General features: G+C 44.3%; 20 protein-coding genes. 8 read left to right on the top strand and 12 right to left on the bottom strand.

What is annotated here, in order from left to right; genetic code table 11:
* Position 1: 1 nt before the first annotated feature.
* Complete coding sequence (locus tag ACQY3M_RS02430; protein ID WP_428065875.1) at positions 2–643, top strand: MgtC/SapB family protein; 642 nt, start codon at positions 2–4, stop codon at positions 641–643.
* Between the two features lie 2 nt (positions 644–645).
* Positions 646–1,773 carry a DegT/DnrJ/EryC1/StrS family aminotransferase gene (locus tag ACQY3M_RS02425; RefSeq protein WP_428065874.1) on the top strand — a complete coding sequence of 376 codons (1,128 nt, stop codon included), beginning with the start codon at positions 646–648 and terminating at the stop codon, positions 1,771–1,773.
* Between the two features lie 207 nt (positions 1,774–1,980).
* Here ACQY3M_RS02425 and pth read toward each other — a convergent pair whose 3' ends face one another.
* The 11 genes from pth to dnaA form a co-directional block, all read right to left on the bottom strand.
* Complete coding sequence (pth, locus tag ACQY3M_RS02420; RefSeq protein WP_428065873.1) at positions 1,981–2,556, bottom strand: aminoacyl-tRNA hydrolase; 576 nt, start codon at positions 2,554–2,556, stop codon at positions 1,981–1,983.
* Positions 2,557–2,642: 86 nt separating this feature from the next.
* Positions 2,643–3,305, bottom strand: a complete 663-nt coding sequence (locus tag ACQY3M_RS02415; protein ID WP_428065872.1) for a 50S ribosomal protein L25 — start codon at positions 3,303–3,305, stop codon at positions 2,643–2,645.
* Positions 3,306–3,345: 40 nt separating this feature from the next.
* Positions 3,346–4,296, bottom strand: coding sequence for a ribose-phosphate diphosphokinase (locus tag ACQY3M_RS02410; protein WP_428065871.1), 951 nt, complete (start codon positions 4,294–4,296; stop codon positions 3,346–3,348).
* A gap of 2 nt (positions 4,297–4,298) precedes the next feature.
* Entirely contained in the window at positions 4,299–5,696 is a 1,398-nt protein-coding gene (glmU, locus tag ACQY3M_RS02405; protein ID WP_428065870.1) for a bifunctional UDP-N-acetylglucosamine diphosphorylase/glucosamine-1-phosphate N-acetyltransferase GlmU, read from the bottom strand.
* An 89-nt stretch (positions 5,697–5,785) separates the two neighbouring features.
* On the bottom strand, positions 5,786–7,789 hold the full coding sequence (gene ligA / locus ACQY3M_RS02400; RefSeq protein ID WP_428065869.1) for an NAD-dependent DNA ligase LigA: 2,004 nt from the start codon (positions 7,787–7,789) through the stop codon (positions 5,786–5,788).
* Positions 7,779–8,195: a transcription antitermination factor NusB gene (nusB, locus tag ACQY3M_RS02395; RefSeq protein ID WP_428065868.1), complete on the bottom strand. Its 417-nt coding sequence runs from the start codon at positions 8,193–8,195 to the stop codon at positions 7,779–7,781. Before nusB ends, ligA begins: the two co-directional genes overlap by 11 nt.
* A 182-nt stretch (positions 8,196–8,377) precedes the next feature.
* Complete coding sequence (gene gyrA, locus ACQY3M_RS02390; protein ID WP_428065867.1) at positions 8,378–10,897, bottom strand: DNA gyrase subunit A; 2,520 nt, start codon at positions 10,895–10,897, stop codon at positions 8,378–8,380.
* 11 nt (positions 10,898–10,908) lie between these two features.
* On the bottom strand, positions 10,909–13,380 hold the full coding sequence (gene gyrB, locus ACQY3M_RS02385) for a DNA topoisomerase (ATP-hydrolyzing) subunit B (RefSeq protein ID WP_428065866.1): 2,472 nt from the start codon (positions 13,378–13,380) through the stop codon (positions 10,909–10,911).
* Positions 13,381–13,391: 11 nt separating this feature from the next.
* Positions 13,392–13,682, bottom strand: a complete 291-nt coding sequence (locus ACQY3M_RS02380) for a DciA family protein (protein ID WP_428065865.1) — start codon at positions 13,680–13,682, stop codon at positions 13,392–13,394.
* A gap of 4 nt (positions 13,683–13,686) precedes the next feature.
* Entirely contained in the window at positions 13,687–14,796 is a 1,110-nt protein-coding gene (gene dnaN / locus ACQY3M_RS02375) for a DNA polymerase III subunit beta (RefSeq protein WP_428065864.1), read from the bottom strand.
* Positions 14,797–14,932: 136 nt separating this feature from the next.
* Positions 14,933–16,291, bottom strand: a complete 1,359-nt coding sequence (gene dnaA / locus ACQY3M_RS02370) for a chromosomal replication initiator protein DnaA (RefSeq protein WP_428065863.1) — start codon at positions 16,289–16,291, stop codon at positions 14,933–14,935.
* Positions 16,292–16,492: 201 nt separating this feature from the next.
* Here dnaA and rbr point away from each other — a divergent pair, with 201 nt between their 5' ends.
* From rbr to ACQY3M_RS02340, 6 genes are read left to right on the top strand one after another with little or no spacing between them, the layout of a single operon-like run.
* A complete protein-coding gene (rbr, locus tag ACQY3M_RS02365; protein ID WP_428065862.1) occupies positions 16,493–17,065 on the top strand; it encodes a rubrerythrin in 573 nt (190 codons plus the stop codon).
* A 4-nt stretch (positions 17,066–17,069) separates the two neighbouring features.
* A complete protein-coding gene (gene tpx, locus ACQY3M_RS02360) occupies positions 17,070–17,576 on the top strand; it encodes a thiol peroxidase (protein ID WP_428065861.1) in 507 nt (168 codons plus the stop codon).
* A gap of 9 nt (positions 17,577–17,585) precedes the next feature.
* Positions 17,586–17,969 (top strand): desulfoferrodoxin, encoded by a 384-nt coding sequence (locus ACQY3M_RS02355; RefSeq protein WP_428065860.1) that lies wholly within the window; start codon positions 17,586–17,588, stop codon positions 17,967–17,969.
* 19 nt (positions 17,970–17,988) lie between these two features.
* Positions 17,989–19,185 carry an FprA family A-type flavoprotein gene (locus tag ACQY3M_RS02350; protein WP_428065859.1) on the top strand — a complete coding sequence of 399 codons (1,197 nt, stop codon included), beginning with the start codon at positions 17,989–17,991 and terminating at the stop codon, positions 19,183–19,185.
* Positions 19,185–19,712 (top strand): flavin reductase family protein, encoded by a 528-nt coding sequence (locus ACQY3M_RS02345; RefSeq protein WP_428065858.1) that lies wholly within the window; start codon positions 19,185–19,187, stop codon positions 19,710–19,712. Before ACQY3M_RS02350 ends, ACQY3M_RS02345 begins: the two co-directional genes overlap by 1 nt.
* Entirely contained in the window at positions 19,709–19,864 is a 156-nt protein-coding gene (locus ACQY3M_RS02340; protein ID WP_428065857.1) for a rubredoxin, read from the top strand. Before ACQY3M_RS02345 ends, ACQY3M_RS02340 begins: the two co-directional genes overlap by 4 nt.
* 244 nt (positions 19,865–20,108) lie before the next feature.
* On the opposite strand, the gene ACQY3M_RS02335 is transcribed toward ACQY3M_RS02340, so the two are convergent.
* The gene (locus ACQY3M_RS02335; protein WP_428065856.1) at positions 20,109–22,157 is read right to left on the bottom strand and encodes a M3 family metallopeptidase; all 2,049 of its coding nucleotides are present in this window, start codon (positions 22,155–22,157) and stop codon (positions 20,109–20,111) included.
* Positions 22,158–22,245: the final 88 nt, after the last annotated feature.

The following is a 22,245-nucleotide window of genomic DNA, read 5'->3' as shown; positions in this document are numbered from 1 at the left end:
TATGATAACAACGGAAGAAATTATTATAAGAATTTTAGCCGCCTTAATCTTAGGCGGAGTAATCGGCCTTGAGAGGCAATATCACGATAAGCCCGCAGGCTTTGCGACAAACACTTTAATTTGCGCGGGTTCGGCGGTATTTACGCTGCTTTCTATAACCTCGGCTTTTAACTACGGGGGCGATCCCGCGAGAATAGCGGCCCAAATAGTGGCGGGCGTCGGCTTTTTGGGTGCGGGTTCCATACTCAGGGACGGCAACAAAATATCTGGCCTAACTACGGCGGCGGGGATATGGCTGGTCGCGGCGGTGGGCATGGCCGCGGGATACGGCGAATTTATTATAGCGGGCTCCGCCACGATATTCGTCTTGATACTGCAGCTGTTTATCCGCAAACTTATGAACAGCTTTGATTATGTAAGATTATACGATTCTCTCACCATAAAGTGCGAGCCTTCACCCGATATAGTGCAAAAAATAAACGACACGCTTAAAAAACATAAAGCGGAAATAATAAAAGAAGATTTGTTTAAGGAAGACGGACTGTTCGTTATCAAAATGATAATAAATATGTCCAAGAAAGCTTTCACCGAAAGCTTTAAAGAACTTATAATGTTAAAAGAAATAAAATCATTGGATAAATAATTATGACAAACAATACTCCAGTACCCTTATTTAATTTGCAAAAACAGCACGAAAGTTTAAAAGAAGAAATTAACAAAGCCGCCTTGGAAGCCTTAAACTCGATGAAATGGCTTTTGGGCCCCAAGACACAGCAATTTGAAGCGGATTTCGCCAAAGCTCTTAATGCCGAGCATTGTATTACCTGCTCTTCTGGTGCAAGCGCAATACAAATAGCGCTTATGGCCGCGGGCATAGGCAAAGGCGACGAAGTTATCACCACTCCCTTTACCTTTGTGGCGACGACCACGTCAATAACTCTTACGGGTGCGGATTTCGTCTTTGCCGATATTGACCCCCTAACCTATAATCTTGACCCAAAAGACATAGAGCGCAAAATCACCTCTAAGACAAAAGCCATCGTTCCCGTACACCTATACGGCTATCCAGCCAATATGCCGGAAATTATGGCCATCGCCAAGAAACACAATCTTAAAGTTATAGAAGACTGCGCCCAAAGCCACTTGGCCTTATGCGCGGGCAAATATACCGGCACTTGGGGCGATGCCGGAGCATTTAGCTTTTATCCCAGCAAGAACCTCGGTGCCTGCGGCGATGCCGGCGCGGTAGTAACCAACAATAAGGAAATAGCCGACGCCTGCACCAGCATAAGACACAGCGGCCGCTCCTTGGGTAAAGCCTATGAGTACGATAGGGAAGGCTCCACCTTAAGAATGGACGAAATCCAGGCCGCCATATTGGACGTAAAACTTAAACATCTCGCCAAATGGACGGAAAACCGCACTAAAGCGGCCGATCTTTACCGCAAGAAATTAAGCTCCGTAAAGGGGATAACTCTCCCGCCTCAGGCGCCCGAAGGCTGGAGCCAAAGCTATTATGTCTTTACAATTCGCGTAAAAGACCGCGACGCTCTAAGCGCTTTCTTGAAAGAGAACAATATCGGCAATGCCGTTTACTATCCAGTACCGCTCTATAAGCAGCCCTGCTACGCTCACTTAAACTGCAAAGCGCAGGATTACCCCAACACAGAAGCCGCGGCGCAGGAAGTTCTTTCTATTCCTATGTTCCCGGAAATTACGGAAGAACAAATAGATATCGTATGCAATAAAATAAAAGAATTTTATAACAAATAATAATTCTTTTAAGACACCCCCCCCTGCTTAAACAGGGGGGTTATTTTAAATATTTTTGCTTTGCTTAGCTTTTTGCAAAGAGGAATTAAATTATTTTATTCCCGAAATAATTGCCAATTTCGTTCTTCACGGCGCAAAAGGATTTTAACAAAAGGCCCCGCTTAAGATAAGCGGGGCCTTTAGCGAAATTAGCTTGCCGTTAAAAGTTTATTTGGCATTGGCTTTAGTCATAGCGGCGTCAATTCCGCCTACGATAAAATCGTAAAGTGCGGCGTCAGCCTTGAGTAATGCCTCCTTTAAAAGAGGCTTCTGCTCTTCTCCAAATTTTGATAAGACAAAATCCTTCCCCTCAAAATATTCCGGCCTCGGGCCTATGCCGATTCTAAGGCGCGCAATATCCTGGGTACCCAACTGTTCTATAATATGGCGCATTCCGTTTTGCCCGCCGGCACTGCCCTTGGCTCTGAGGCGTACGGCACCTAAAGGAAGGCTCATATCGTCAAAAATTATCAGAATATTCTTGGGCTTTATTTTATAAAAAGAAGTTACCCCCCTCACCGCATGGCCGGATAAATTCATATAAGTCATCGGTTTAAGCAAATAAATGGTATTGGCGCCAAGCTCCGCTTTAGCAAGCAGGCCTTTGTCGTTCTGCCATTTCTCCCATGAGGGATTAAACCGTTCGGCAAAGACATCCAAAGCCATAAAACCCGCGTTATGGCGCGTCTGCTCATATTGACGGCCGGGATTACCCAACCCCGCTATTAAATAAATTTCGCCCATAAAACCTTAATAAAAATACCTGCTTAAAGCAGGCCTTGTCCCAAAAAGAAAGGGGCGCATAAAAATGCGCCCCTTCAAATGCAAGATTATTTCTTTGCGGCTTCGCCTTCTTCCTCTTTCTTGCCTTTGGTGGCGGAAAGTTCAGGCTGAGCTGCAGCATCGGCGCCGGTAGCCGCAGCAGCGGACGCAGATTCATCCTTAGGCATAAGCACGTGTACTACCGTTCTGTCGCCTTCGCCCAGTATCGTTACGCCCTTAGGCGTTTTGATATCCGCTACCGTTATATGATTTTCAAGCGTTACATTAGTAACGTCAACTTCAATGTGGTGCGGGATATCGGCAGGCAAGCATTTTATCGTTACCTCGCGCAATACGTGGTCGACGATGGCACCGTTAGCCTTGGCAAAAGCGCATTCGCCGGTAAGTAGCACGGGCACTACCGTTTCAATGGCGTGGTCCATGGAGACTCTCTGGAAATCTATATGTATCGGCGTATCTTTTACTACGTGATACTGTACTTCCTTAATAATGGCTTGCTCTTTACCCGTAGGCAAATTGATTTCTACTATTACGTTTCCGCCTGCTTTCTGTATCGCAATCAAATCTTTTTCCGATACCGTTATGCTGGCAGGCTCTTTGCCCGCACCGTAAATAACGGCGGGAATTTGTTTCATCGCTCTTAATTTAGAAAGTTCACCCCTAACGCCGGCTTTTTGCCTGGCTTGGGCTTCTACTTTTATCTTTTCCATTGTGCTGCTTCCTCCAACTTCTGTTTTTTATTTGAAATTTTTATTTGAACATCTCGCTTATTGATGTGCCGTCATGATTTCTCTTTATCGCGTCGGCAAATATATGCGCTATGCTTAACACTTGTATTTTATCGCTCGCTTTGCGTTTTTCAGGCAAAGTGTCGGTAATAAACAATTTTTCTATCGCGGAATGGTCTACCTTGTCCACCCCGTCCCTTGAAAGGACGCCGTGCGTGCAAACCGCGTAAATCTTTTTCGCGCCGTTCTCTTTTACCTTATTGGCAACCGCCGACAAAGTACCCGCCGTATCAACTATATCATCTACGATGATTACCGTCTTGTCCTTAACGTCGCCGATAACATTGTACACCACAGCCTCGTTTTTCTTGGGGCGGCGTTTGTCTATGATGACCAAGCCCGCCTCCATCTTCGCGGCGAATTTTCTGGCGCGTTCCACTCCGCCTACGTCGGGCGATACTATTACCAAATCTTTCGGCTTGTTCTTAAGGAAATACTCCAAGAATACGCCTCTGGCTCTTAAGTGGTCCACCGGTATATCAAAAAAACCTTGTATTTGCCCGGCGTGCAAATCCATAGCCATTACCCTGTCTGCACCGGCCATAGCTATTAAGTTAGACACCAATTTGGCGGTTATCGGTACGCGGGGGTTGCTCTTTCTGTCGGCCCGGGCATATCCGAAATACGGTATTACCGCCGTTATGCGGCCCGCGCTAGCGCGGCGCATGGCGTCTATGGCCACCAGCAGTTCCATAAGATTTTCGTTGGCGGGCGAACATGTCGGCTGGATTATATAACAATCTGCGCCGCGCACGCTTTCCAATATTTGCACGTCCACTTCGCCGTCGGCGAAACGATCCACGCGCAAAGCGCCCAACTCTTTGCCTAAATGCTTGGCTATCTTTTCCGCCAAGGCCCTGTTCGCGTTACAGGTAAAGACTTTTAAATCTCTGGTACATTGGCAACGTATCATTTTTATTTATTCCCTTTTTTCCTGTTTAAATTTACCTGCCGCGCCCTGGCTATCGCCAATTCGCCCGCAGGTATATCTTCCGTTACGGTAGAGCCTGCGCCTATTTTGGCGCCGCGCCCTATCTTTACCGGTGCAACAAAATTCGTGTTGGATCCTACAAAAACATCATCGCCTATTACCGTCTTATACTTGTTTACCCCGTCATAATTGCAGGTTATCGTACCCGCGCCCACATTGACGCCGGAGCCCATTTCCGTATCGCCTATATACGTCAAATGCGAAACCTTTGACCCTTTGCCTATAACCGCTTTTTTTATCTCTACATAATTGCCGACTTTCGCGCCCTCTTTTAAAACAGCGCTCGGCCTTAAATGAGCATAAGGCCCCACTTGGCACTTTTTGCCGACTGTCGAATCGGTTATATAACTGCCGCTCTTTATTACCGCGCCGTCTTCTATCTTGCTGTTTTCTATCCAGCAGTCCGGCCCGATTACGCAATTCTTGCCGATTACCGTCGCGCCTTGTATGTGGCTGTTGGGGTATATTACGCTGTCGGCCCCTATTTTGACCGTAGCGTCTATATAGGTAACCTCGGGGTGGATTATCGTTACGCCCGCGGCCATAAAATCATCGTTGGTTTTAGCCCTCATTATAGCGGCCGCTTGCGCAAGCTGCTTCTTGGAGTTTATTCCCATAGCTTCAGTAAAATCCTCCGCCTTATATACTTCCACCTTCTTGCCGTTTTCCTTAAGCAAGCCTAAAGTGTCGGTAAGATAGTATTCTTTTTTCGCGCCCTGCGGTTTCAAAAAAGCCAACATCTTTATCAAAAGAGGCGTATCGAAAATATACATTCCGGAATTGACTTCCTTTATCAATGCCGTTTTCCCGTCCGCTTCGCTCTGTTCGACTATCTTCTTGAAAGAGCCGTCCTCTTCCTTAACTATTCGCCCGTAACCGTAAGGGTTTTCTATATTTACGGTAAATACCGTACACGACGCTTTTTTGTCGTTGTGGCGCTTAATCAACTGTTTTAAAGTTTCCGCGCGCACCAAAGGAGCGTCACCCGCCAAAATCAGAACATTATCGTATTTTTTGATGAACGGCAAAGAATCCTTTACCGCCGTTCCGCTGCCGGTAAGATTTTTCTGCAATAAAAACTCCACCGGGGTTTTTATGCCCCATTTGGCTAAATTGTCTTTTACCGTTTGCTTTAAAAGGTCGGCCTGATGGCCAGTAAGCACGCCTATGGCCGAAGGCTTTAATTTTTGGGCCGTTTTAAGTATGTGCGAAAGTATAGGCCCGCCGCAGATTTCATGCAATGGTTTTGGTGTTGAAGACTTCATTCTCGTGCCTTTCCCGCCTGCGAGAATAAGCACGCACAGATTTTTTTTGGCTACCATAATTTCCTTTACTCTTGCCGTAGAATCTTTACTACTGCATATATTATACCAAAAAAAGAGGCTTTTCCAAACAAGGCCCTTCCCCCTGTTTATCCGAACAAATCTTCGCTTTGATATTTTATAAGCGCCAGGAACTCCTCTTCCGTCATTATTTTTATGCCTAGTTCCTGCGCTTTTTTTAGTTTTCCGCCGGCCGCCTCGCCCGCGACCACCGCAAATGTCTTGGAAGATACCGAACTTGAGGTCTTCGCTCCGTTCTCCTTGGCTAAAGCCTCGGCTTGGGCGCGGGGCATTGTTTTTAATTCCCCGGTGAACACAAAGGTCTTGCCGCTTAAAATACCGCCCTCTTTGCGGCGCGGCGTATTTATCGGCTCAACACCGCTTAGCTTAAACCTTTCCAGTTCTTTTTTTATCTCGTCTTCCGCAAAGAAATCGTATATGCTTTTGGCTATTACCGGGCCGATTTCCGCTATCCTTTCCAATTCGGGCAAAGAGGCTTGGGCCAAATTCTCAATACTGCCGAACTCCTCGGCCAAAAGCTGGGCCGTCTTCGCGCCTATATGCCTGATGCCTAAAGCGTATATAAATTTGCCAAGCGGCCTCTTTTTGGAGCTTTCTATCGCGTTAAGCAAATTATCCGCCTTTTTATCGCCGTAAGCATTGAGCGCCATTATGTCAAATAAAGTCAAATTGTAAATATCGGAAAGTTTTTTTATGGAGCCGTTATCCACCAGCTGTTCCACGGCGGCTTCGCCAAGTCCGTCTATATCCATAGCGTCGCGCCCCGCAAAATGCTGCACCCGCGCTTTTATCTGGGCGGGGCAATTGGGGTTTATACACCTTATCGCCACTTCCCCCTCTTCCCGAACCAATATCCCCCCGCATATCGGGCAAGCCTTCGGTTCCGCTATCCTCAGAGCGCCTTGCGCGCCGCTTACCACTTTTACTACTTTGGGGATAACTTCGCCCGCCCTTTCCACGGCGACCGTATCGCCTATCTTGATGCCAAGGCGGGCGATTTCGTCAAAATTGTGGAGCGTCGCCGAAGATATTATAACGCCGCCGCATTTTACCGGCTCCAATTCCGCCACCGGCGTAACCACGCCCGTGCGCCCTACCGAAAAATTAACGTTCTTTACCTTCGTTTGGCATTGTTCCGCGGGGTATTTAAAAGCCTCCGCCCAGCGCGGGCTTTTTGCCGTTTCGCCAAGTTCTTTTTGCAAAGCGAAGGAATTGACTTTTATCACCAAGCCGTCGGCATCGTATTCCAGATTGTGCAGGATTCGCCCGAAGTCCTCATAAAATTTTATAACTTCCTCTATATCGGTAAAAACCTTCCTCACAGGCGATACCGGTATGCCGCAGGCTTTGCATTTGTCTATGAATCCCGTAAAACTATCAACGCCCATATCGCCCCAGCCATAGCTGTGCGCGTAAAAACTCAAAGGCCTGCCCGCCGTTACCGACGGATTCTTTTGCCTTATCGAGCCCGCCGCCGCATTGCGTGCATTGGCAAAAGGAACAAGGGCATCCTCCTGCTGGCGTTCGTTCATTTTTATTAAATCGGCTTTCTTTATAAATACTTCGCCCCTGATTTCCAATATCCCTTTAACCGGGCAGAGTAATTTGTGAGGAATGTCTTTTATCGTTTTTATATTGGCCGTAATGTCTTCCCCGATTTTGCCGTCGCCGCGCGTGGCGGCTTTGGTCAAGAGGCCGTTCTCGTAAGTCAAAGAACAGGATACCCCGTCTATCTTTGTTTCGACAACCATTTCAAATTCCGTACTTTTAAGGGAAGAGCTCGTCCTTTCATACCACTGCCGAATTTCCTCGGCGTTATAGGTATTGTCCAAGGAAAACATCGGCGCCAAATGCTTGTACGGCGCAAAAGAGGAAGAAGCCGCCCCCCCTATTTTGCGGGTAGGGCTGTCAGCGGTTATATATTGGGGATTGGCCGCCTCAAGTTCCTTGAGGCGCGCATATAATTGATCGTATTCGTAATCGCCGATTTCCGGCGCGTCTAAATTGTAGTAACGCTCGTTATGGTATGATATAAGAGCTTTTAAACGCTCTATCTCCGCTTTAATGTCCATTGCGTTCCGTTTTGATTTGGTCCAGCAAACCGTTGATGAATTTGCCGGAGTTTTCCGTAGAGTACTTCTTGGCTAGTTCTATCGCTTCGTCGATAATGGCCGGGATAGGCGCCTTGTCCGCGCTGAAAGCTATTTCGTAAGTCGCCATTCTAAGTATAGATCTGTCCACCGCCGACATTCTCTCTACCGACCAGTTCTTGGCGCGGGCGGATAAAATTTTGTCTATCTGCGGCAAATTATTTATAGTGCCTTGCACCAAATCCTTACAGAAGGAGAAAGTATCTTCCTCCAAATTTTCGTAAAAACCGTTGACGAACATTGTAGCGTCGTCTTTGGAAAATTTACCCGTATCGGTATAGTATAAACTTTGTAAAGCGTATTCTCTGGCTAGGCGTCTTTTGCTCATAAATTATCCCGAAAAGTGTTAAATTTCACGTCTATTAGTTAGATTTTATCAAATATGGCAAATTAAAGCACTCGCTTGTTAGCTTAATATATTTTATTTCACCGTCAAAAGCAATAGCGGCGCGCAAAAAAGCCCCGCCGTATTGTAAGCGGGGCTTTTACTTTAACCAGCTAGGTTAAATTTTATTTGGCGTCTTCTTCCGGCTTTTCTTCTTCCTCTTTCACCACCGGCGCCACGCGCGAGATTTTGTCGTTATCCTCGAGCCTGACCAATCTTACGCCCTGCGCATTTCTGCCGACGGATCGGATTTCCTCGCAGCGGATCCTTATCGCCATGCCCTTTTCCGTTATGACCATAAGATCCTTGCTTTCGTCCACCAGCTTGATGCCCGCCACGCAGCCGTTGCGCTGGGTAGTCTTTATCGTGATAACGCCGCTGCCGCCGCGGTTCTGCGTTCTGTATTCGCTGAACTCCGTGCGTTTGCCGTAGCCGTTTTCGCATACGGACAGAACGTCCGGCTGCTCGCCATCGCGCTCGGCCTGTTCCATACCGATTACGCTGTCGCCCTGCGCAAGTTTTATGCCTCTTACGCCTTTGGCCGTTCTGCCCATGGCTCTGACTTGGTTCTCGTCAAACCTGATCGATTTGCCGTTCTTGGTGGCGATTATAATGTCGCTCTTGCCGTGCGTTTCCTGCACCGATACCAAGACGTCGCCTTCTTCAAGACCGATCGCTATTATGCCCGTGCGCCTGATATTGGCGAACTCGCTGAGTTCCACCCTCTTGATGGTGCCCATTCTCGTACACATCGTAAGGTAAGTTTCGCCGCAGTTCTTGGGATCGAAATCCTTAAACGCTATGGCGGAGGTTACTTTCTCTTCCCCGCTTATCTGCAATAGGTTCACTATCGCCTTGCCTTTGGACTGCCTGTTGCCTTCCGGTATCTCAAAAGCCTTTAAGGCGAATACTCTGCCCCTGTTGGTAAACATAAGTATCGTGGAGTGGCTCGACGTAACGAAAAGATGTTCTATAAAATCTTCCTCTTTCGTCTTGCCGCCTATTATCCCTTTGCCGCCGCGGTTCTGAGATTTATAGGTGTCTAAGGGGATTCTCTTGGCGTAGCCGTCATTGGATAAAGTGATTACAACTTCCTCCTCCTCGATAAGATCCTCTATGGAGAAGTCCGAAACCTCGTTGGATATTTCCGTCCTGCGGGCGTCGCCGTAGTTCTTCTTCATCTCGCTAAGTTCCGTAACGATAATATCCAATATCCTCTGCGTAGAACCCAAAATATCCTGCAATTCCTTTATCAGGGCTACAAGGTCTTTCTGCTCCTGCTCTATCGCTATGGAAGACAGCTGCGTCAACTGGTGCAGCCTCATATCCAAAATAGCCTGCGTTTGAGCTTCGCTCAGTTTAAAGCGGGTCATCAAGTTAAGTTTCGCTTCCGCCGCATCTTTGGATTTGCGGATTATGCTTACCACTTCGTCCATATTCGCTATGGCGACCAGCAAACCTTCCAAAATATGTTCGCGCTTTAAAGCTTTGTTTAAGTCAAAGCGGGTACGGTTGGTGATAACTTCCTGGCGGTGCTTGATGTATTGGCGCATAGCTTCCTTCATACCCAATACGCGCGGTTTGCCGTCGACTATCGCCAGCATATTCACGCTGAAAGAGCTTTGCAGCTGCGTGTGTTTATACAGCTGGTTCAATACAACCTGCCCGTTGCCGTCCCTCTTTAATTCTATCACCAGGCGCATGCCCCTGCGGTCGGATTCGTCGCGGATATCGGATATTTCCATTATCTTCTTGTCTTTGACCAAGCCCGCTATCGTTTCGATAAGGTTAGTCTTGTTGACTTGATAAGGTATTTCGGTCACGATTATAGCTTCGCGCCCGCCTTTCATTTCCTCAATTTCCGCTTTGGCCTGTATCTTCAAAGAGCCTTTGCCTGTTTCAAAATAATCAAATACGCCCTTGGTGCCGCGCAATATGCCGCCCGTAGGGAAATCCGGCCCCTTTACTATTTGCATCATTTCCTTGGTGGTTATCGCCGGGTTCTTTATCAAAGCGATTATACCGTCACATATTTCGCCCAAATTGTGGGTGGGGATATTCGTCGCCATACCTACCGCGATGCCGTTGGAACCGTTTACCAAAAGCTGCGGCATTTTCCCCGGCAATACCGAAGGCTCCTGCAAGGAGCCGTCGTAGTTCGGGACAAATTTTACAGTGTCTTTATCTATATCTTCCAAAAGCTCGTCGGCTATCGCCTGAAGGCGGACTTCGGTATACCTCATGGCCGCGGCGCTGTCGCCGTCAACCGAACCGAAGTTGCCTTGCCCGTTTACCAGCATTTTCCTCATCGAAAAATCCTGAGCCATACGCACCAAAGCATCATACACCGCCATATCGCCGTGCGGGTGGTATTTACCCAATACATCACCTACCACACGGGCAGATTTCTTAAACGGTTTATTGTATTTTAAGCCCATCTCCTGCATCGCGTATAAAATACGTCTGTGTACGGGCTTTAAGCCGTCCCTTACGTCGGGCAGAGCGCGGCTGACGATTACGCTCATGGCGTAATCTATGAAGGATTTCTTCATCTCCTCGCCGACGTCGCGCTGCTTTATATTGCCAAATAAATCTACGCTTTTTACTTCCTGTTCCTGCGAATTATTGTTTAAATTCTCTGCCATTTAAATACTCCTTAAATATCCAAGTTGCTGACTTCAAGAGCATGACTTTCTATAAACGCTCTCCTGGGCTCTACTTTATCGCCCATAAGCATGGTAAATATCTTTTCCGTATCGGCGCTGTCCTCTATCGCTACGCGCAGCAACTTGCGCTTGGAAGGATCCATCGTCGTTTCCCAAAGCTGTTCGGGGTTCATTTCGCCAAGACCTTTGTAGCGCTGTATGCTCGCGCCCTGAGCGCCCGCGTCCTTCACCGTTTTCAAAAACTCCTGCAAGCTGTAAACTAAAATATCCTTTTTGCCGTCGTTTACCGTAAAGATGGGATTTATTCTCTTCTTTTCGTCGGTTATCGCGGGATATTGCTCTAGGCTGTATCCGTTCGCTTCCAATTTGTTCTCTATCGCCAAAAGTTTGGTAAGCTCGGTCAAGCCTTGATAATCCAGCTCAAGCATATCTTCAGTTATTTCCTCTTCGGGAGTGCCGTCCGCTATAAGGTTTTCGCGTTTCTCTTCTTTATATTGCTGTTCGTATTCCCTAAATTCGGTGTCGCTGTAAAAATATTTGTATCCGCCAGATTCAAGAGGCGTGCGGAACATCGGTATTCTGCCGGATTTCTTAAATTCCTGGAAATCGTGCAAACTTAAGGCTTTTATCTCAAGTTTCATTACCATGTCTTCCGTTTCTTTTAACAGCTTGAGGAATTTCTCCAACTCTTCTACGCTGAGTACGCTGCCGTCTTTCTTCTTGGCCGTAATGGAGTTTAAAGCCTCCTTAAACAACCAGGCCTGCATTTGCTCTTCCGTTTGGATATATTCCTCAGTCTTGCCTTTCTTTACTTTATATAAAGGCGGCTGCGCTATATAAATGTGTCCGTTTTCTATCAAAGGCTTTAACTGCCTGTAAAAGAAAGTCAAAAGCAAAGTGGTGATATGCTGGCCGTCTACGTCAGCATCGGCCATCAACACGATTTTGTGGTATCTTAATTTGGAAATATCAAAACCGCCTTCACCCTCTCCTACGCCCGTACCTACCGCAGATATTAAAGTGCGGATTTCCTCGTTGGAAAGTATTTTGACGAGCTGGGCTTTCTCTACGTTTAAAATTTTACCTCTTAAAGGCAATATCGCTTGGAATACTCTGTCCCTGCCTTGCTTGGCCGAGCCGCCGGCCGAATCGCCTTCTACGATGAATAACTCGCAATTTGCGGGGTTCTTTTCCTGGCAGTCGGCTAATTTTCCAGGAAGACCGCCCGACTCCAATGCGCCTTTCCTGCGGGTTAAGTCTTTAGCCTTTCTCGCCGCTTCGCGAGCGACTGCCGCGCCTATACATTTTTCGCATATAGCTCTGGCCGTTTTCGGGTTTTCCTCAAAGAAAGTAGATAATGTGTCGCCAACTATCGAGCGGACTATACCTTCTATTTCCGAATTGCCCAATTTCGTTTTCGTTTGGCCTTCAAACTGCGGGTGCGGTATTTTAACCGATAACACCGCCGTAAGACCTTCCCTAAGATCGTCGCCGGTAATATTCAAATCTTTATTTTTTAAGAGATTGTTGCTCTTAATATATTCGTTTACTATTCTGGTTAAAGATGATCTGAATCCGCTTAAATGAGTTCCGCCTTCTATCGTGTTAATATTGTTGACGAAAGAATACACGTTTTCGGAATAGCCGTCATTATATTGTATCGCAAAGGAAATATAATTATTGTCTATTTCCTTGGTGAGATATATCGGTTCCGGGTTAATTACCTTTTTATTCGTATTTAAATATTTTACAAATTGGGATATGCCGCCTTCGTATAAAAATACCTGAGATTTATTTTCAACTCTCTCATCAGTAAGAGTTATTCTTACACCGGCGTTTAAAAAGGCAAGCTCCCTAAGCCTGTTGGCGATGGTATCGTAGGAGAATATATTATCGCCGAAAATTTCGCTATCCGCCTTAAAAGTCACCTTCGTGCCGTGTTCTTTGGTTTCTCCAACAACTTCTACTTTACCCTGCGGCTTGCCGCGTTTGTAGGATTGGAAATATATTTTCCCTTCCCTCTTTACCTCTACTTCCAACCATTCAGACAAAGCGTTTACGCACGATACGCCCACGCCGTGAAGACCACCCGATACTTTATACGCTCCGCTGTCAAATTTACCGCCGGCGTGCAGCACCGTCATTACCACTTCCAGCGCGCTTTTACCTTTAAGTTTAGGATCTTTGACGTTCTTCATAGGATCTACGGGGATACCGCGTCCATCGTCTTGTATGCTGCATACATTATCTTCTTTTATCGTTACGTTTATATGTGTGGCGTTGCCTGCCAAAATTTCGTCTACCGAGTTATCTACAACCTCATAAATAAGATGATGAAGGCCCGGCGCGCCAGTAGACCCGATATACATCGCAGGACGTTTCCTTACCGCCTCTAAGCCTTCCAAAACCTGTATTTTGGAAGAATCGTAATCCTTCTCCAACTCTGCTTCTGATATAGTCATGTTTTACTCCTTTAAATTATCAAAATCCGTTTTATCCAAGCTCTGTCAAAATTTTTATTTAATTCCCTTATTATTTCCTTCTCTTTAAGTTTAAGTTCGTGCCGGGCAGCCATTACTTTAACTTTTACGTATATCGTACCGCCCTGTACCGCGTCAATAGCCCAATATTTGGCGTTTGTGCCTAAAGATTTTTCCCATATATTTTCCAATATTATCAAACGGTTAAGAGTTCCGTTTAGCTTGGAAAAAGAGTTTAAAACCTCTTTTGACTCATGCCAAATTTCCTTCTTTTTTATTTCCATCGGTTTAGGCCTTTACGGGCATTATCACGTATTTATATTGTTCCTTGCCTTCCGGCTCTACCAGTACGGGATTGGATCCGTTCACAAAAGAAAATATAACATTATCGCTGCCTATTATCTTAAGAACGTCTATCAAATACTGAGGATTAAAAGAAGTGTTGAAATCTTCGCATTCACACTCCACTTTAAGCTCGTCGGAAAAATCCATCTTGGAAGAACTGGCAGATATACCAAGTAAATTATTGCTCAAAGCGTATTTTACCGTACCGCCCAAATCGCCCGCGCATAAAGCGGCGCGCTTGGTGGAAGACAATAATTCCTTCGCGTTAACTTTAAGAATAATATTTTTCTTAGTAGGAATAACCTGCTCATAATTAGGGAAGTTGCCTTCTATAAGCCTGGATATAAAAGTCGTGTCTTTCATATTGAAACTTATTTGATTGGCGCTTACGGTTACGTCTATAAAATCTTCGTCTGAGGGTTTGTTTATCGTCAAAAGTTTCAACAGCTCGTTTAAAATTTTACTGGGCACTATTATTTTAAATTCCTTGGAGTTTTGTAAGGCGGGAGCCGTAGCCAAAGCCAATCTCCTGCCGTCGGTGGCGACAAGTTCGAATTTCTCGGCCGTATTTACCCATAAAAGACCGTTTAGGACATATCTAGTTTCCTGAGTGGAAGAAGAAAATATCGTATTTTCTATCATTTCTTTTATTTCTTTTGCTTTTATGCTGAAATTTTCGTTCCTTTCTATTTCCGGTACTATGGGATATTCGCTCTTGGGCGTGCCTATTACCCAAAATTTAGACTTGCCGCTTTTAATATGAAGTTTATTGTTTTCGTCCGTTTCCAAATTTATCTCTTGATTGGAAGGCAAGTTCTTAAGTATATCGGCAAATTCCTTTAACGGTACGGTTATAGAACCGTTTTCCAATACTTCGGCTTTTATATTGTGTATGGTCGCCATTTCCATATCCGTTCTGGTTAATTTAACATTACCGTCCTGCGCTTCCATAAGAAAATTATAAAGAATCGGCAAAGTCGTTCTGCCTGACAATCCCGATTGAATAATTTGTATGCCTTCCAAAAAATTTTCTTTAGTAATATTTATCTTCATATTATTATCCTTATTATTATATCCTGTTAATTGTGTTGATAATGTTTATAGCACTATACAAATACTCTGTTTGATTTGTTGATGGTTATCACTTTTTGTCAACATTATAAACATCAATTATCAAAAAACGGTTATGTTAATTGTTATCAACAGCTTTTACCTTAGTTATCAAATCATTGATAATAGGGGCAAAAAGAAGATTATTGTCGATTTCTTCCTTTACCTTTTCCTTGGCATGTATTACCGTTGAGTGATCCCTGTTAAATTCTCTTCCTATTTCCGGCAGGGAAAGAGAAGTAAGCTCCGTAGCCAAATACATGGAAACCTGCCTAGGCCACGCTATGGAATTATTCTTTTTCTTGGAGTTTAAGTCCTCTATACTTACTTTGAAATATTTGCATACAACCTTTTTTATCTGATTTACGCTTATGGAATATTTTTCCCTTTCAAGCGTTAAAATATCGGCCAGTACTTCCTTGGCGATGGAAATTGTCGCATTTACACCATGAATATTACAGTAAGTAGATAAACGGAAAAGACAACCTTCCAATTCCCTTATACTGCCTTGCACTCCTTCCGCTATAAAGGCTAAAACGTCATCGGTAATATCAAACTGGTTTGAATCCCTTTTCTGCCTTAAAATAGCTATTCTGGTTTCAAGGTCGGGGCGTTTTATCTCCGCCACTATGCCAGAAAGGAGCCTAGAAGATAATCTCTCGCTCAGACCAAGTTGGTTTGGTGTTCTGTCCGAAGTTAAAACTATTTGTTTTCTATTGTCAAAAAGACTGTTGAAGGTATAAAAGAATTCTTCTTCGCAGCGTTCTTTTCCCACTACGAATTGTATATCATCTATCAACAAACAGTCCAAAGAACGGTATTTTTTTCTAAAAGAATCCTGTGTGGATTTTTGTAAAGACTCTATATATTCCGATACAAAACCTTCCCCGGACATATATAATACTTTGGCGAAAGGATTTTCCTTTAAAATTTGGTTTCCTATTGCGTGAAGAAGATGCGTTTTCCCTAAACCGGGCGCACTGAAGATAACAAAAGGATTATTTGATCTTTCCCCCATCTTCTTTACGACGGCTTCTGAAGCCTTATATGCAAATCTGTTTGACGGACCTTCTATAAAACCCTCAAAAGTAAAATAAGAGTTAAGTTTATTTATAAAAGGATTTCTGTTTTGATAAGAAGCAGGTTCCTGCAGTGATTGATATTGCTGCTGGGAATAATCTTCCTTTAAGGTTATTGAGTATTCTATGGAAAAGGTGGAGTTTAAAATTTCGGTCAAAGCCTCTAACAGATTATTTTCATACCTGTCTTTAATGGTTTTAAGCCAAACTTCGCTTGGCAGTTCAATTTTTAAAATACCCCCTTTAAAAGAGATTATTTTCATTGGTTTTATCCACATTTCGCAGATATCTTTACCAAGACTGTTTTCCAGTTTTTTTAAAAGATCGGCCCAAATTTCGTTTATATTAAGATTTTCCACCGTAAATACCAAACACCCTATAAAATATTAAAAACGCAATACGCTTAAATTTTAGCAGTTTTGTGTAAAATTAGTCAATAAAAGGGGAATTTGAAAAGAAAGTATAAAACTAATAAAAAAATACTTGTAAAAAGGTTTTACAGCTGTATACTTAATAACGGTTAATTTTATATACTCTTTGTACGGAGGAAATTACAAACTATGAATTTAAAAGGAACAAAAACAGAAAAAAATATTCTTACGGCTTTCGCCGGGGAATCTCAGGCTAGAAACAGATATACTTTCTTTGCTAGCAAAGCCAAGAAAGACGGATATGTACAAATAAGCAAGATTTTTGAGGAAACCGCCGCTCAAGAAAAAGAGCATGCGGAAAGGCTCTTCAAATTTTTGGAGGGAGGAGAAGTTGAAATAACGGCTTCTTTCCCCGCTGGCGTGATCGGCAGCACGGAGGACAATCTTAAAGAAGCCGCCGCCGGAGAAGACCATGAATGGCAGCATATGTATCCGGATTTTGCAAAAGTCGCCAGGGAAGAAGGTTTTGAAGAAATTGCCCTCGTTATGGAAAATATAGCCATAGCGGAAAAGCAACATTCCAACAGATATAAAGGCCTCAGGAAGAATATTCTTGAAGGAACAGTATTTAAGAAATCCTCTCCCGTTGTATGGAGATGTATGAACTGCGGTTATTTGCACGAAGGCAAAGAAGCTCCTGAAAAATGCCCGGCTTGCGCTCATGCCCAGGCTTATTTTGAGCTTCTCTGCGAGAATTGGTAAGAATATGGCGAGAGAAATAACCCTTAACGGGAATAAATTCTCTTTGTTGGGCTCGGAGCTTAAAATCGGTGCGGCTGCGCCGGATTTTACGCTCAGCGCCAATGATTTAAGCGATGTGTCCCTTAAAGATTTTAAGGGGCGCATCGTTATTTTGTCTACGGTTCCTTCTCTTGATACGCCCACTTGCTCTATTGAAACGGCGCGCTTTAACCAAGAGGCCGGGAAACTCGGCGATAAGGTTAAAGTTCTTACCGTCAGCCGGGATTTACCTTTCGCGCAAAGCAGATGGTGCGCCGCGCAGGGAATTAAAAATGTTCAAACACTTTCTGATTATAAGAACACCTCTTTTTCCAAAGACTACGGCGTTTTTATGGAAGGATTATGTCTGCTTACAAGAGCGGTGTTTATAATAGATGCGCAAGGTATAATAAGATATATTCAGTTTGTAGAGGAAGTATCAAACGAACCTGATTATAAATCAATTTTGGACAATATTAAAGAACTTATATAGGGGGATAATATGGAATTGAATGATGTATATAAATGCCCGATATGCGGCAATATGGTGGAAGTGGTTCATGTCGGCGGCGGAGAACTGGTATGCTGCGGCAAGCCTATGATTAAAATGAAAGAAGGCAGCAGCGACGGCGCTTTGGAAAAACACGTTCCCGTAATAGAATATACCGATGACGGTATTTTGGTTAAAGTAGGATCGGTTGCGCATCCAATGCTGGCGGAGCATTATATAGAATTTATAGAAGTGCTTACCGACGATGGTAAAATCGGGCGCAAATATTTAAAACCGGGCGACAAGCCTGAAGCAAAATTCAGCTTTAACGGCCGCGTTATAAAAGCCAGAGAATACTGCAATCTGCACGGATTGTGGTCTGCGGAGAAAAAATAAAACACTAAGGGATAGTAATATGCAGGCAATAAAAGTTACGGAAAAGATATATTGGGTAGGCGCGATAGATTGGAACGTGAGGGATTTCCACGGTTATTCGACGAATAAAGGCACGACCTATAACGCTTTTTTGATATTGGACGATAAAATAACGCTTATAGACACCGTCAAGAAAGAGTTTTATCAAGAGATGCTTTCAAGAATAAAAAGCGTGATAGATCCCAAAAAGGTGGACATCATCATATCCAATCACGCGGAGTTGGACCACAGCGGTTCTTTAAAAATGGCGATAGCCGATATGGCGCCTGAACACGTTTATGCCTCAGTAATGGGTACGGCGAACTTAAAGGCGCATTTGGGTGATGATTTGCCTGTGGAAGCGATAGCCAACGGCGGCAGTATAGACCTTGGCGGCGATAGTTTGACTTTTATAGAATCCAGAATGCTGCACTGGCCCGACAGTATGATATGCCTTTTAAAGAAAGAGAATGTTCTTTTCTGCAATGATATTTTCGGCATGCATTACGCCAGCTGCAAACGCTTTGACGACGAAGTCTGCGAAAAGGACTGGATTTACGAAGCCAAAAAATATTATGCCAATATCATATTGCCCTATTCCAAGATAGTTACCGCCTTTTTGGGACAGGTAACAAAATTGGGTATAAAACCGAGCATAATCTGCCCGGACCATGGTCCGATATGGCGTAAAGATCCTTCAAAGATTATAAATCTTTACGCGGAATTTGCGGCGCAGAAGAACAAAAACAAAGTATTGGTTATCTACGATACAATGTGGGGCAGCACGGAGAAGATGGCCGCTTCCGTTACCGACGGCTTGATAGCCGCAGGCGTGGAAGTAAAGCAAATGTCTTTGCACGCCGTTCACAGAAGCGACGCCGCCACGGAACTGTTGGACAGCGCCGGTTTGGTGCTGGGTTCGCCGGTATTAAATCAGGAGCTGTATCCTTCTTTGGGCGATTTGATAACCTATTTCAAAGGTTTGAAGAAGCAGAACCTTGTCGGCGCGGCATTCGGTTCGTATGGCTGGAGCGACGGAGCTCTAAACGAGCTAGAAACGATTATGAAAGAAAAACTCAATATCGAAATAGCGGCGCCGTGCGTAAAGAGCAGATTCGTCCCGACGGAAGACAAGCTGAAGGAATGTTTTGAGCTTGGTTTGGCCGTCGGCAAAAAAGTATTGGAGAAAAATAAATAATGATAGACGTTAAAGCTTTGTCGGATTTATCTTACGGACTATTTATCGTCAGCAGTGAAAAAGACGGTAAATTTAACGGTTTAATAGCCAATTCCGTATTTCAAGTAACGGCGCAGCCCGCGCAGCTGGCGATAGCTTTAAACAAAAATTCTCTTACGCACGACTATATAATGTCGTCTAAGAAGTTTTGCGTTCAGCCGCTTATGGAAACTGCACAAATGCCGTTTATAGGCATTTTCGGTTTTAGAAGCGGGCGTGATTTCGATAAATTCTCCAAAGTGCAATATAAAGTAAACGGGGAAGGTTTGCCCGTCGTTACGGAAAATACTTTGGCGGTTTTGTCGGTTGAGGTAAAGCAGAGCATAGATTTGGGTACGCATACTATGTTTATCGGCCCGATACAAGAAGCGGAAGTCCTGTGCGATGCCTGCAAACCTTTGACTTACGATTATTATCAAACGGTGCTTAAAGGCAAAACGCCAAAAGGCGCCACTACTTTTAAAGAATATCAAGGAGGAGTAAAATGAAATACGTGTGCAATGTGTGCGGATATGTGTATGACGAGGAAGTCGGCGATCCCGCAAACGGAATAGCTGCCGGAACAAAATGGGCCGACGTACCGGAAACTTGGGTTTGCCCGGTATGCGGTGTCGGGAAGGATCAATTCTCGGCTCAGTAATTTAACGGTTGTACAATCAATATTAAGCCCCCGTTAATGCGGGGGTTTTTTATCTGGCGGAAAGGATTTGTTTTCGCGAGTAAAATTTGAAAGGATACAGGCTTCGGCGCGTACGGCAAAGGTGGTGTGTGGTGAAAATTGCAAAAAGTTTTAATATTGTTCACGAGGGGCTTCTCGTCCGTCAAATTGCATAGACGATAAAAAGGGAGGATATTTATCCCCCCCTTTTTTTATTTTCAAACTTTTATTTTAAGCCTATATTTTTTAGGAAAGGCTCATTGGAAACTTCTCTGCCGAGGAAGTTCTTGACGAGTGTTTCTTCCTCATAACTGCCGCCCGGCTCTAAAATTTCCTTACGGAATTTTTTACCTATTTCCGGATTGAACAAACCATATTTTTGGAACTCGGAGAAGAAATCCAAAGCGATGACTTCCGCCCACAAATAACCGTAATAGCCCGCGTCATAGCCGCCCATCAGATGGTCGAAGCTGGCCTGCGGATAAGTATCTTTGGTCATCGGTATCATTCTGATTTTCTTGGAATATTTCTCCCACATTTTTGTGGAGTCTACGGGTTTTGTCGCGGTATGATACATCATATCGATTTGCGCGAGGAAGTTCTGCCTTATATAGAAACTGCCCGAGAAATGATTTTTTGCCGCTATCATTTTGTTTATTGTTTCGTCGTCGAGCGGCTGGCCCGTTTTGTAATGCTTCGACATCTTTTTTATTACGGAAGGATCCCAAGCCCAATTTTCAAGGATTTGGGAAGGCACCTCCACAAAATCCCTGCTGACGGAAGTCCCAGAAATTGAGGAGTATTTGGCCTTGGTCAAAACATTATGCAGGACATGCCCAAACTCGTGAAAGAGAGTTTCCACCTCGTCGTGTTTGAGCAGGGAGGGTGCGTCTTTGCTCGGCGGGTTTAAATTGGCGACAATGGCGGTAAAAGGCTGTTGATAGGTGCCGTCGTCTTTTAATTCTCCGTCGACCAAGTCAAAGCAGGCGGCGTGTTTGTATTTGCCGTCTCTGGGATATAAATCCATATAGATGTAACCGATGATATGGCCGTCTTGGGTGTCAAGTACTTTATAGCTTTTTACGTCTTTATGCCAAACTGGAATGTCGGCCGCTTCAAATTTAACGCCGAAGAGATTGCCGAAAATTTCAAACATATTGGCTATCACTATATCGGTTTGGAAATATTCTTTTATTTTTTCTTGGTCGACGTCATAGTATTCTTTTTTGTGCAGATTGGTCCAATAGCCGGTGTCCCAGGCGTGGAAGCCTTCGGCCTTTACGCCGGTTTTTTCCTCTTTGAATTTAAGGAGTTCTTTTTCTTCCTCTTTGGCGAGTTTCCTTAATTTCTTTTCCAAATCTTTTAGGAATTTCTCGACGTTTTCGGGCGTTTTCGCCATTCTGGTGTCGAGGCGGTTCTCGGCGTGGTTTTTGTAGCCTAGCAATTTCGCCGTTTGGTATCTTAGAGTCAAAGTATCTTCGAACAGTTTTATATTCTCTTTGCCGCCGCGGCGGGAATATTTAAATTCCAAGGCTTTGCGGGCGTCTTCGTCTTTTGCGTTTAGCATAAAGGGGACATAGTCCGGATAATCCAGCGTGACGATGTATTTCCCTTCGGGCGTTTTGTTTAATTTATTGATATAATCTTCGCCCATGCCGTCAAGCTGTTCTTTTGTTACCTCAAGGCTGTCTTTATACTCGCGGATATTTTTTGAAAACTCTATGGAGTTTTTTGCTTTTTGTTTATTTAATTCTTTGAAGGTTTCCAAATCTTTATCGTTAAGGGTAAGACCGCTTTTCTTAAAGCCTATCATAGTGTCTTTAAGCATTTTCGCTTCGACGGGCCCAAGTTGGGGATTGGTGTCGGCGTAATCTTTAAACGCCTGATAAATATCGCGGCGCGTGGCGACTTCTATAAGATAGTTGCTTACTTCCTGCTCGAGGGCGAGGGCCGCGTTTCTGAGTTTTTCGTCCTGCGATACATAAGCCAAGAAACCGGCCTGGCCGAGCGAATCGGAATAAGCGTCAAAGGCTTTGTCGTAGGCGAGATAAGTATTCTCGAAAGTTCTGTCTTTTTTATTGATATTTATAATGGCTTGCAAATCTCTTTCCAGCTGGGCTCTGGCGGCTTTTTCGCGCGGCGCCAAATCCTCCGCTTTATAATCGAAATGCAAGACTCCGTTTTCATTGAACATATTATAAGGCATATCACCCTCCGCAGCGTGTAAATTCACCGTCGTAAAAAGCAAAGCGGTAAGAAACAAAATTTTGTTCATAATAATCCTTTACACTTACATTATATTTTTTGTTATAATTTATTTTATAAAATAATGCCCCTGTTTTCAGGGTAATATCACTTAACAG

It is taken from the genome of Candidatus Proelusimicrobium volucris, assembly GCF_959605025.1.
GTDB lineage: Bacteria > Elusimicrobiota > Elusimicrobia > Elusimicrobiales > Elusimicrobiaceae > Proelusimicrobium > Proelusimicrobium volucris.
The sequence above is the reverse complement of the archived record's forward strand: the minus strand, read 5'-3'. Positions and strand labels throughout refer to the sequence as shown.

Bases quoted from the DNA above. Each gene is read 5' to 3' on its own strand.
- ACQY3M_RS02430 (WP_428065875.1), top strand. From the start codon at position 2: ATGATAACAACGGAAGAAATTATTATAAGAATTTTAGCCGCCTTAATC.
- ACQY3M_RS02425 (WP_428065874.1), top strand. From the start codon at position 646: ATGACAAACAATACTCCAGTACCCTTATTTAATTTGCAAAAACAGCAC.
- pth (WP_428065873.1), bottom strand. From the start codon at position 2,556: ATGGGCGAAATTTATTTAATAGCGGGGTTGGGTAATCCCGGCCGTCAA.
- ACQY3M_RS02415 (WP_428065872.1), bottom strand. From the start codon at position 3,305: ATGGAAAAGATAAAAGTAGAAGCCCAAGCCAGGCAAAAAGCCGGCGTT.
- ACQY3M_RS02410 (WP_428065871.1), bottom strand. From the start codon at position 4,296: ATGATACGTTGCCAATGTACCAGAGATTTAAAAGTCTTTACCTGTAAC.
- glmU (WP_428065870.1), bottom strand. From the start codon at position 5,696: ATGGTAGCCAAAAAAAATCTGTGCGTGCTTATTCTCGCAGGCGGGAAA.
- ligA (WP_428065869.1), bottom strand. From the start codon at position 7,789: ATGGACATTAAAGCGGAGATAGAGCGTTTAAAAGCTCTTATATCATAC.
- nusB (WP_428065868.1), bottom strand. From the start codon at position 8,195: ATGAGCAAAAGACGCCTAGCCAGAGAATACGCTTTACAAAGTTTATAC.
- gyrA (WP_428065867.1), bottom strand. From the start codon at position 10,897: ATGGCAGAGAATTTAAACAATAATTCGCAGGAACAGGAAGTAAAAAGC.
- gyrB (WP_428065866.1), bottom strand. From the start codon at position 13,380: ATGACTATATCAGAAGCAGAGTTGGAGAAGGATTACGATTCTTCCAAA.
- ACQY3M_RS02380 (WP_428065865.1), bottom strand. From the start codon at position 13,682: ATGGAAATAAAAAAGAAGGAAATTTGGCATGAGTCAAAAGAGGTTTTA.
- dnaN (WP_428065864.1), bottom strand. From the start codon at position 14,796: ATGAAGATAAATATTACTAAAGAAAATTTTTTGGAAGGCATACAAATT.
- rbr (WP_428065862.1), top strand. From the start codon at position 16,493: ATGAATTTAAAAGGAACAAAAACAGAAAAAAATATTCTTACGGCTTTC.
- tpx (WP_428065861.1), top strand. From the start codon at position 17,070: ATGGCGAGAGAAATAACCCTTAACGGGAATAAATTCTCTTTGTTGGGC.
- ACQY3M_RS02355 (WP_428065860.1), top strand. From the start codon at position 17,586: ATGGAATTGAATGATGTATATAAATGCCCGATATGCGGCAATATGGTG.
- ACQY3M_RS02350 (WP_428065859.1), top strand. From the start codon at position 17,989: ATGCAGGCAATAAAAGTTACGGAAAAGATATATTGGGTAGGCGCGATA.
- ACQY3M_RS02345 (WP_428065858.1), top strand. From the start codon at position 19,185: ATGATAGACGTTAAAGCTTTGTCGGATTTATCTTACGGACTATTTATC.
- ACQY3M_RS02340 (WP_428065857.1), top strand. From the start codon at position 19,709: ATGAAATACGTGTGCAATGTGTGCGGATATGTGTATGACGAGGAAGTC.
- ACQY3M_RS02335 (WP_428065856.1), bottom strand. From the start codon at position 22,157: ATGAACAAAATTTTGTTTCTTACCGCTTTGCTTTTTACGACGGTGAAT.